The following is a 9,890-nucleotide window of genomic DNA, read 5'->3' as shown; positions in this document are numbered from 1 at the left end:
GTTCGATTAGAGATTTTCCTGGTTTCCATCGGACATAACCTCTATAAATATCACAATAAAAAACTACGCTTGCAGAAATCCGCATAAACTGTAAAAATACTGCTTTATGGGGAAAGGGGCTTTGCGCCCATTTTTCAAAGGTCATTCTCTAAAAAAGGAAAAAGAGCATGAAAAAAAGGAAGTGGACAAAATGCTTTCGCATTTTGTCACACTCCCTTTGTTTTGTCAGCGCCGTGGCGGCGGTGGCCCCATGGGGTGATGACGCGGCGGTGGTGGCGGTGCCGGGTGATGATAATAGGGCCTGAAGCCCCAGCCGTAGGGCCAGGGGTCATAGCGCCAGATCGTGTTCCAGTACACCTCGTTCATGTAGACGTTAGCCCGCAAGCGTTCCATATCCTGCTGGGTAATGACGGAAATTTCCTGTACGGCTGAGCCCTTCTGATCGCCAATGACGTAATCGACGAGAATATTGGCCTTGCCCGTCGTCAGCGGTTCAATGACGCCGTTGTCTTTGACGCGGGCAATATTTTCATTGAGACTTTTGGCGTCTATTTCATAGGGTACGTTGCCGGGGATATCCATGCGCACCAGGCCTTGGGAACCGAGGACCAAGTAGCGCGGATAAACGATGAGCTTGCTCTTTTTGACGAGATTTTCGGCACTGCCGTAGATCATGCCGGGGTCCTTGCCGTCGAGACGCCAGACCGAGCTTTGGTCTTTGGCGACGTAGTAATCGCCCAGGAGCTCGTGTGTTTTTGTGCTGTAGGCCCGGACCTGGCGGAAGTATTTATCGGTCAGCTCCTTGTTGACGCGCAGATAATACGGATCCTGTTTGGTGTCGAGGCCAGTCAGGGCCGGGTTGAGATTGTTGATGAGGCCCGTCGTCTTGTCGTACGTGCCGCCGTCGAGGAGATAAAATTTCTTCAAGAGCGACGTGTCGCGGCCCGTTAACGGATCGACGACCTTCTCATTCTGCGCCTGGCTGACAGCGTCCTTTTGTGCTGCTGTCTGTGCCGTTTTGGCCGGAGCTGTTGCCGGCGCTGTGTCTGCCGCCAGGGACAGGCTGGCCGTGCAGAGCAGGGCCGCTACGAGCGGGGCCAGTAATGTTTTACGTACATGCATAGGAGTGCGCCTCCTTCTATCGAAAAAAAGTAGTAACGTATTTATATCTTTATTATAGGGAAGTTTGCCACTTCTGTCACGGAATGTGCTAAAATTGTAACAGAACTGAAAAGAAGGCAGGTGACCGGATCATGCAAGTTGATAACGTGTATATCATATATTTTAGTCCCGTTGGCCATACGCGCCGCGTGGCTGAAACCTTGGGCTATGCCCTGGCAGAACGGCTGGGCGTACCGGCATTTAGTATGGATATGACCAAGCCGGCTAAACGGCGGGAAACGATGAGCTTTGCCCCGTCTGACGTCGTGCTCCTGGCCGTACCGACCTACGCCGGCCGCGTACCGAATAAGCTCTTGCCGGACCTGAAGGCTTGTTTTCGCGGCGACCAGACGCCGGCTGTAGCCGTCGTGACCTTTGGCAACCGTAACTTCGACAGTTCCCTTACGGAGCTGCGCGACGTCCTCGAAGACGATGGCTTTTGCGTCACGGCTGCTGCGGCTTGTGCCTGCGGTCATGTTTTTTCCAAGCGCATTATGCCCAACCGGCCTGATGGAACCGACCAGGAACAGCTTGTCGAAATGGCCCGGCAAATGGCCGTGAAAATCAAGTCTGTACGCAGTGCCGCTGCCTGTCCGCGCCCGGTGATCCGCGGCGACGCGCCGGTAGGACCGTACTACACGCCCTTAAAGGCCGATGGTACGCCGGCTCATTTCCTCAAGGCCAAGCCCCTCACAGAGGAAGACCAATGCGACCGCTGCGGCCTGTGCGTCACAGCCTGTCCCATGGGTGCCATTGACAGACGTAATCCCCTGAACGTACCGGGAACGTGCATCAAATGCCAGGCCTGCATCGCTATTTGTCCCCACGGGGCCAAGTACTTTGATGACGCCGATTTCTTCTCCCACGTGGCCTATTTGGAAGAACACTGTCAGGCCCGGCAGGAAAACGAATGGTTCCTGTAGAAAAAGACTATATCATACAAGGATGTGCCTAGATTGATCAATTTAACTAAACGCTTGTCTGCCGTAGCAGAGCTGGTGCCGCCTGGCGCCGTCATTGCCGATATCGGTACAGACCACGGCTATATACCCATTGCCCTCTGTGAGAGCGGCCGCTGTCCTAAAGCCATTGCTTCAGACGTCGTGCCCGGCCCCTTGACGGCGGCGAAGGAACACGTACGCCAGTCGGGCTTGACGGCAAAAATCGAATGCCGTCTCGGCAGCGGGCTTGAAACGCTGCAGCCCGGCGAAGTAACGGGCGCCCTCTTTTGTGGCATGGGCGGCCCGCTCATTCAAAACCTCCTGCGCCAGTCGCCTGGCGTCGTAGAAAAACTGGAATTTCTCATTTTCCAGCCTCAGAGCGACGTGCCCGTCCTGCGCCGCCATATTTACGATATGGCCTGGCACATTGAAGACGAACGGCTCGTCGAAGAAGACGGCCGCCTCTACGAAATTATCCTGGCCCGTCCCGGCCGTGCCGACGTTCCGCCGCGCTGGCTCTGCGAAATCGGCCCGTGCAACTGGGCCCGTCACGATGAACTCGTACCGCGCCTCCTTGCCGAGCTGCGGCAAAAGGACGAACGCGTCCGCACGGGCCTCCTGCGCAGCCAGAAAGACCAAAGCCAGCGCCTGGCCCTGCTGGAGCGGCACATCAACGAATTGGAGGAACTCCTATGTCAATACAACTCAGCAAAATAATCAAGGTTATGGAATCCTTCGCACCGCCGTATTTGGCGGAAAAATGGGATAACCCGGGACTCCTCGTAGGCAGCCCGAAGCAGGAAATCCGCCGCGCCCTGGTGACCTTGGACGTAACCAAGGAAACAGCTGCCTTTGCGGCCGAAAAGGGCTACGACCTGATCATCAGCCACCACCCGGTTATTTTCTCGAAGCTGGCCAACCTGCGTACAGACCGTTACGACGGCCAGCTTTTCCAAAAGCTCCTGAGCCATAACATTGCCGTCTACAGCGCGCATACGAACTGGGACAGTGCTGCCCGCGGCGTAAACGATATTTTGGCTGAAACCATCGGCCTGACGAACATTCGCGGCCTCGTGCCGGTCCATACGGAGCAGCTCTATAAATTTGCCGTCTACGTGCCGGCAGATTACGCGGAAGCTGTACGGACGGCTATGGGCGATGCCGGTGCCGGCTTTATCGGAGGCTACAGCCACTGCATGTTCAGCGTCGCCGGCGAAGGGCAGTTCAAGCCGCGCGCCGGTACCCATCCCTTCATCGGTACTGTGGGAGAACTCGAAAAGACGCCGGAAGTACGCATCGAAACGATCATTCCGGCGAGCCGCCTGAATTTGCTCTTATCGGCCATGAAAATGGCCCATCCCTACGAAGAACCGGCCTTTGATATCTATCCCGTAGCCAACGAAGGGACGGCTTACTATTGCGGCCGCATCGGTACGCTGCCCCAGCCGGAAACGGCACGCCATGTCCTGCGCAAGATCAAACGGGCCTTAAATCTGCAGATTCTAACCTATGCCGGCAATGAAGACCTCGTCGTCAAAGAGGTCGCCCTCTGCGGCGGTGCCGGCGCGTCCTTCATTGCCGATGCGGCAGCAGCCGGCGCCCAGCTCTATCTTACGGGCGACGTGAAATACCACGAAGCCCAGGATGCCGTAAAGCGAGGTATGGTCATTGCCGACGGCGGTCATTACGGTACGGAAATCATTTCTATTCCCGTCCTGGCCCAGCGCCTGCAGGCAGCCGCGAAGGAACGGGACTGGCAGGTCTGCTTCCAGGCAGACCCGACGAGTAAGGATATGTTTGGCCATTGCTAGAAGGAAAGAGGAGAGAGTTGCATGACAAGAGAAGAATGTGTAGAAATTTTCAAAAATGAACCGGTATACGCTATTTTGGGGGAAGCTCTGTCCTTAGGAAGAGGCAACGTAGAAACGGCCCGGCAGGTCCTGGCGGCAGGCGTCAAAATCATTCAGTATCGGGAAAAACATAAATCTTGGCGCGAAAAATACGCCGAAGCCAAGGTCATTGCCGACCTGTGCCGCGCTGCCGGTGCTGTCTTCATTATGAACGATTCGGCCGATCTGGCAATTGCCTGTGGCGCTGCCGGTATTCACGTCGGCCAGGACGATGCGCCGTGCACCTTTGTGCGCCGCTTAGCCGGGCCGGACATGTTCATTGGCGTTTCCACCAATACCATTGCCGATATTCAGGGAGCCATCAGGGATGGCGCCGATTACGTCGGCTTTGGCCCTATGCATCCGACAGAATCGAAGAAGGACACACACGACCTGGTCACGGCCGAAGCCATTGGCTACGCTACAGCCCAGACGCAAATGCCCTTGACCTGCATTGGCGGCGTCGGTCCCGAAACGATTCCTGAGCTCTATAAGGAAGGCTTCCGTTCCTTTGCCATGATCAGTGCCATCGTTTCCCAGCCGGACATTGCCGCTGCCGTAGCGCATATCCGTCAGGTTATCGCCCAAGCCGCTCATAAAGGCTGAAAAGTTTTTCTTGACGGCATCTCTGATTTATAGTATTCTAGAAAAGATGAGTATGAATGACAATCGCTGGCCATAGGTCAGAGGAAAGTCCGAGCTCCATAGGGCAGGATGCCGGATAACGTCCGGCGAAGGTGACTTTAGGGATAGTGCCACAGAAATGTGTACCGCCGCGCAAGCGGTAAGGGTGGAACGGTGCGGTAAGAGCGCACCAGCAGTACAGTAATGTGCTGGCTAGGTAAACCCCATCTGGAGCAAGACCGAATAGGGAAGGGATGAGGCGGCCCGCTGATCTTCCGGGTTGTGTCGCTTGAACATGCCGGCAACGGTATGTCTAGATAGATGATTGTCGCTGTCTCCGGACAGAACAAAACTCGGCTTACTGATTACTCATCGTTTTTTGCACGTGCAGGGATTTCCGATAAGGGAATCCCTTTTTTATGGAAGCGGCCAGACCGCCCGGGCCGTGCAGACCTTATTTTTTTATGTATACACGGCGAATGTCTTTACAGCGCGCCTTGCGCATGCTATTATTGCATAAGATAGTCGTAATGTAACGTTATTACAGACAACTTTTTTCTAAAAGAGAGGGATATACGTTGGCATTAATTGTTAAGAAGTTTGGCGGCAGCTCTGTTGCCACGCCGGACAAAATACGCTCCATCGTGCAGCGGGTTTTGCAGGGTTCACAACCGGATGATAAAATCGTTATCGTAGTATCTGCTATGGGTAAATCGACAGATAAACTGATCGAATTGGCTAGCCAGATTACGTCGAAAACGTACGGCCGCGAAATGGACATGCTCCTTTCGACGGGTGAACAGGTTTCGATCGCCCTCATGGCTATGGCGTTCCAGGCAGCAGGACACAAGTCGATCTCCTTTACAGGTGCCCAGGCCGGCATCAAGACGAGCGATGCCTTTAATAAAGGCCGGATCCTCGATATTCAGCCTGACCGTATCCTGAAAGCCCTCGATGCAGGCAACATCGTCATCGTCGCTGGGTTCCAGGGCATTACCGGTGAAGGCGATATTACGACGCTGGGCCGCGGCGGTTCTGATACGACAGCCGTTGCCATTGCCGGTGCTATCCATGCCGATGTGTGCGAAATTTATACGGACGTGGAAGGCATTTATACAGCCGATCCGCGTGTCGTTCCCAACGCGCGTAAAATGGACCAAATCACGTATGGGGAAATGCTTGAAATGGCTAAGCTGGGTGCGGGTGTCATGCAGCCCCGGGCAGTTGAAATGGGCAGCCGCTTCAACATGCCAATCCATGTGCGTTCTACATTTTCCGACAACGAAGGTACTATCATACAGGAGGCTTATTCCATGGAAATCAAGCAGTATTTAATTCGCGGCGTAGCCGATGATAAAAATGTAGCTAAAATTACGGTACTTGGCGTTCCCAACAAACCGGGCAATGCGTATAAAATCTTTGCTGCTCTGTCCGATGCCAATGTCAGTGTCGACATGATCGTCCAGAGCGTACGCTATGCCAACGAAGGCGTGACAGATATTACCTTTACCGTAGCCCGCGATGAATTGGCTGCTACGAACGATGTCCTGGCCAAGATTAAGGAAGAACTGGGCCTCGAAGAAATCCTCGTCGATGACAAAATGGCCAAGGTTTCCGTTGTCGGTGCCGGTATGGCCGGCCACCCGGGCATTGCCTCGGGCATGTTCGGTGTTCTCGGCGAACACGGCATTAATATCGAAATTATTTCTACGTCCGAAATCAGCATTACCTGCCTCATTGCCGAAGAACATGTAGAAGAAGCCGTCCGCGCTATTCACGCCTATTTCCTTGACGAAGCCTGAGGCACCTATGTCTGTATTGGATAGCTTTGTCGAAGAAATGTTACAGCCTGAAGTACCCAAACGGGTTCTTCTCGAACGCCTTTTGCAGGGCCTGGAGAAGGAGAAGCCGCCGCAATTTAAGATTCCGGCGCCAGCCTATACCTTTGAATCGAACTTACACGGTCTGATCTATGACTATCAGAAGAAAGAAGTAACCATTCACTACAAGGTAGCCCCTGCCGTTTATGAGGACCTCACTGTTTCGTTCATGACGTTTAAGGCGTTGCTCGAAGGCATTGCCATTTGTATCCGCATGCAGAAATGGTAACTACGTACAGCCGTGATTCCCTTGGGAATTGCGGCTGTTTTTTTAGAGGAGGGATTCTATGACCTGCGGTATTGACATCGTAGAAATTAAACGCATTGAAAACTGGGCCGTTACGCGGGGGAACTCCCTGAGCCGTTTTTATACGGAAGGAGAGCTGGCCTATTGTGAAAGCCGCGGTCCTGGCAAGTACGCCTCCCTGGCCGGCATTTTCGCCGCCAAGGAAGCTTTTTGGAAGGCTGTCGGTACGGGCTTTCGCCAAGGCAAGTGGCAAGACGTAGAGGTTGCCCATGATGATCTGGGTGCGCCCCGCTTTATCCTGCATGGCCCGTATTGTGCTGTCGCCGAGCTGCGCAGCCTGCCGGCTCTTTCCATTGCTCACGACGGGGCCTACGCTATTGCCCAAGTCGTGTGGCCTTGAATCTCCTTTAAATGAAAAGCCGATTTTGTGGTATAATAAGAAAGTTAAATGTGTCAATTTCGTATGCTTCATTTGAAGGAGAAATTAGGGTGAATAAGAAATATTTCGTACTGCCGCTCCTCGTCCTTTCGGGCTTTTTGCCACTGGGTATGACAACGGCTCAGGCGCGCACAGACGTGACGGCTGTCCGCGTCGTAACGCGTAATGATGCGGACGTTCCCTTTGTCCGTACGGTCGTAGAAACGGAAGAGCCTGTCAAACCGACGGCAACCCTTTCCGCCGACAGACGGACGCTCATCGTCACCATCCCCGGCACGGAACTGGAACGGGATGTAGACAAGCAGCCCCAGGCGGACCGCCATGTCATCAGCAAAATAGAAATCAAAGAACGGGGCTCCCGGACGGAAGTGCGTATTGACGTACCGCAGGCGCTCACAGCAAAGGACTACAAAATCTTTACCCTGCCGGGCAATGAAAAAAAGCATATCGTCGACCGCGTGGTCATCGATATTAACGATAAATCCGGCAAGATCCGCCAGTGGAACCATTGGCACGATGCCAAGGACAGTATTTCCAAGCCCTTCAACGATGCCATTAATAAGGATTTTAAAGGCACTCCGGTCATCGGCAAAGGGGAAATGATCTGGCCCGTCAAGGGCGTCATTACATCGCCCTTCGGCTACCGTATGCATCCCATTTACGGCCGCCAGATCCTGCACTCGGGCATCGATATTGGCGTCGATTACGGTACGCCCGTCAAGGCTGCCTTGGGTGGCGTCGTCCTCGAAGCAGACTGGATGAGCGGCTATGGCAACACGGTCGTCATCGACCACGGCAAGGGCCTCATGACCCTCTACGGCCATAACCAGAAGCTTGCCGTCAAGCAGGGTGACCAGGTCAAACAGGGCGATATCATCGCCTATGCCGGCTCGACAGGCAACTCGACAGGGCCACACGTACACTTTGAAATCCGCGTCAACGGTGAAGCCGTCGACCCGACGTTATACTTATAAGGATAGAGAGAAAAGGGGAAGCACATGCAGAAACTTAACACAGCCGCCCAGATGCGGCACATGGATCAAACGGCTATGCACGGTATCTACGCCATTGCCCCGGCAATCCTCATGGAAAATGCCGGCCACGCCGTCGTCGAAAAGGGTGATGCCTTCGTTGGCGGCTGGGGCGGTAAGGACGTGGTCATCCTGTGCGGCAAAGGCAATAACGGTGGCGACGGCTTCGTCATCGCCCGCCAGCTCCTGACGGCCGGCGCCCGGGTTTACGTCTACATCCTGGGCCAGCCCGAAGACTACAGCGAGGAAGCGTGTGATCATTTGACGACTCTGCGCCAGCTCGCCGACGAAGATCTGTGTATTCTCGAATTTTTCCAAGGCCGTCCTTGTGACTGGGGCCTCCTGACGAAACGCCTGGAAGCGAGCCAGGTCGTCATCGACGCCCTCTTGGGGACGGGCTTTCACGGTGATTTGCGGGAACCGATGAGCCGCATCGTCGCCATCGTCAACGCCGTAGCGGCTACGGGCTCCCTGCAGGTCATTGCGGTCGATATTCCAACCGGCGTCAACGCCGATACAGGTGCTGTCAGCGGCGCCGGCAGTGACGAAGAAAACGGGCCCCTCTTTGCGGACCTGACCGTCACCTTTGGCGCTCTCAAACGGGGCCTCGTATTCTATCCCGGCCGGGCCTGTGCCGGCCAGATCGAACTGGACGCTATCGGCATGCCATGGCCCCTCTTGCAGGCCCAGGAAGCTGACCCGGCGTATCTTCTCATGGAACAGGATATTGCCGAAGTCCTCGTACCGCGCCGTCCCGATTCCCACAAGGGGACCCACGGGACCATAGCTATCGTCACAGGCAGCAGCGACATGGCCGGTGCTGCTCTCATGGCTGTCCGCGGCGCTATCCGCAGCGGTGCCGGCAAGGTCTTTTTGCGCGTGCCCAAGGAAACGGCAGGCTATTGCATCGGTAAGGAAATAGAAGCCATGGTTCATGGCGTCGGTACAGGCGACCATTTCACGGCTGCCGATGCCGAAGAAATCCTCGCCGATTGCCGGACCAAACGCTGGTCGGTCATTGCCATGGGCCCTGGTCTCGGCGTCCACGAGGAAACGAAAGCCTTCGTCAAGGCCGTCATTGCCGGCACGACTTGTCCTATCGTCCTCGATGCAGACGCTCTCAACGTTCTTACAGGCGAACGGGAATTCCTGGCCCCTTATGGCAGCCGTCTCATTCTGACACCTCACTTGGCCGAATTCAGCCGCCTGAGCGGGTTCTCTATGGCAGACATTGAGGCGGATCCCCTTGGCAAGGCAAAGGAATTCGTCCGCCAGTGGCATGTCAACCTGGTCCTCAAGGGCGCACCGACGGTCATCGTTTCGGCCAAGACCTGCCATGCTTACGTCAATCCTACAGGCAACGCCGGTATGGCCTGCGGCGGTATGGGCGATATCCTCACGGGTATGACCGCTTCCTTTGCCGTCCACGCCGGACTGCCCGACCTGTGCAGCGCCGCCTGTGCAGCCGTCTATGTGCACGGCGCCGCCGGTGATTACTGCCACGACGAATACGGCTCGTACGGCTTTTCGCCTGTCGACGTAGCTGATGCTGTGCCGCGCGTCATCCGTCGCCTCGAGGAAAACATGGAACGGCCGGTCCTCCAGCGTCCCTTGGTAACGGAAGACTGAATTTGAATATATTTCTCACAGACTGTCTGAAACGTAGCTGTTCAGGCAG

At 55.2% G+C, this 9,890-nt stretch carries 10 protein-coding genes and 1 other RNA gene; 10 read left to right on the top strand and 1 reads right to left on the bottom strand.

Features of this window, described 5'->3' with window-relative positions; translation table 11 throughout:
• Window positions 1-225 precede the first annotated feature (225 nt).
• Window positions 226-1,122, bottom strand: a complete 897-nt coding sequence (locus H8J70_RS00775; RefSeq protein ID WP_186501851.1) for a hypothetical protein — start codon at window positions 1,120-1,122, stop codon at window positions 226-228.
• A gap of 131 nt (window positions 1,123-1,253) precedes the next feature.
• Here H8J70_RS00775 and H8J70_RS00770 point away from each other — a divergent pair, with 131 nt between their 5' ends.
• The 10 genes from H8J70_RS00770 to H8J70_RS00725 all read left to right on the top strand — a co-directional run bounded on the left by H8J70_RS00770 (window position 1,254) and on the right by H8J70_RS00725 (window position 9,841).
• Window positions 1,254-2,084, top strand: a complete 831-nt coding sequence (locus H8J70_RS00770; protein WP_186501850.1) for an EFR1 family ferrodoxin — start codon at window positions 1,254-1,256, stop codon at window positions 2,082-2,084.
• A gap of 33 nt (window positions 2,085-2,117) precedes the next feature.
• Entirely contained in the window at window positions 2,118-2,819 is a 702-nt protein-coding gene (locus H8J70_RS00765; RefSeq protein WP_222433518.1) for a tRNA (adenine(22)-N(1))-methyltransferase, read from the top strand.
• Window positions 2,795-3,913 carry a Nif3-like dinuclear metal center hexameric protein gene (locus H8J70_RS00760; protein WP_186501849.1) on the top strand — a complete coding sequence of 373 codons (1,119 nt, stop codon included), beginning with the start codon at window positions 2,795-2,797 and terminating at the stop codon, window positions 3,911-3,913. Before H8J70_RS00765 ends, H8J70_RS00760 begins: the two co-directional genes overlap by 25 nt.
• Window positions 3,914-3,934: 21 nt before the next feature.
• Window positions 3,935-4,597, top strand: a complete 663-nt coding sequence (thiE, locus tag H8J70_RS00755; RefSeq protein WP_186501848.1) for a thiamine phosphate synthase — start codon at window positions 3,935-3,937, stop codon at window positions 4,595-4,597.
• A gap of 47 nt (window positions 4,598-4,644) precedes the next feature.
• Window positions 4,645-4,991, top strand: an RNA gene (gene rnpB, locus H8J70_RS00750) — RNase P RNA component class A.
• Window positions 4,992-5,193: 202 nt separating this feature from the next.
• Window positions 5,194-6,417, top strand: coding sequence for an aspartate kinase (locus H8J70_RS00745; RefSeq protein ID WP_186501847.1), 1,224 nt, complete (start codon window positions 5,194-5,196; stop codon window positions 6,415-6,417).
• Window positions 6,418-6,424: 7 nt separating this feature from the next.
• Complete coding sequence (locus tag H8J70_RS00740; RefSeq protein ID WP_186501846.1) at window positions 6,425-6,724, top strand: hypothetical protein; 300 nt, start codon at window positions 6,425-6,427, stop codon at window positions 6,722-6,724.
• Between the two features lie 58 nt (window positions 6,725-6,782).
• Window positions 6,783-7,142 carry a holo-ACP synthase gene (acpS, locus tag H8J70_RS00735; protein ID WP_186501845.1) on the top strand — a complete coding sequence of 120 codons (360 nt, stop codon included), beginning with the start codon at window positions 6,783-6,785 and terminating at the stop codon, window positions 7,140-7,142.
• Window positions 7,143-7,231: 89 nt separating this feature from the next.
• Window positions 7,232-8,155 carry a M23 family metallopeptidase gene (locus tag H8J70_RS00730; protein WP_288200869.1) on the top strand — a complete coding sequence of 308 codons (924 nt, stop codon included), beginning with the start codon at window positions 7,232-7,234 and terminating at the stop codon, window positions 8,153-8,155.
• A 24-nt stretch (window positions 8,156-8,179) separates the two neighbouring features.
• Window positions 8,180-9,841, top strand: coding sequence for an NAD(P)H-hydrate dehydratase (locus H8J70_RS00725; RefSeq protein WP_186501843.1), 1,662 nt, complete (start codon window positions 8,180-8,182; stop codon window positions 9,839-9,841).
• Window positions 9,842-9,890: the final 49 nt, after the last annotated feature.

It is taken from the genome of Megasphaera hominis, assembly GCF_014269395.1.
GTDB lineage: Bacteria > Bacillota > Negativicutes > Veillonellales > Megasphaeraceae > Megasphaera > Megasphaera hominis.
Note: the sequence above shows the minus strand (reverse complement) of the source record. Positions and strands in the feature narration are given on the sequence as shown.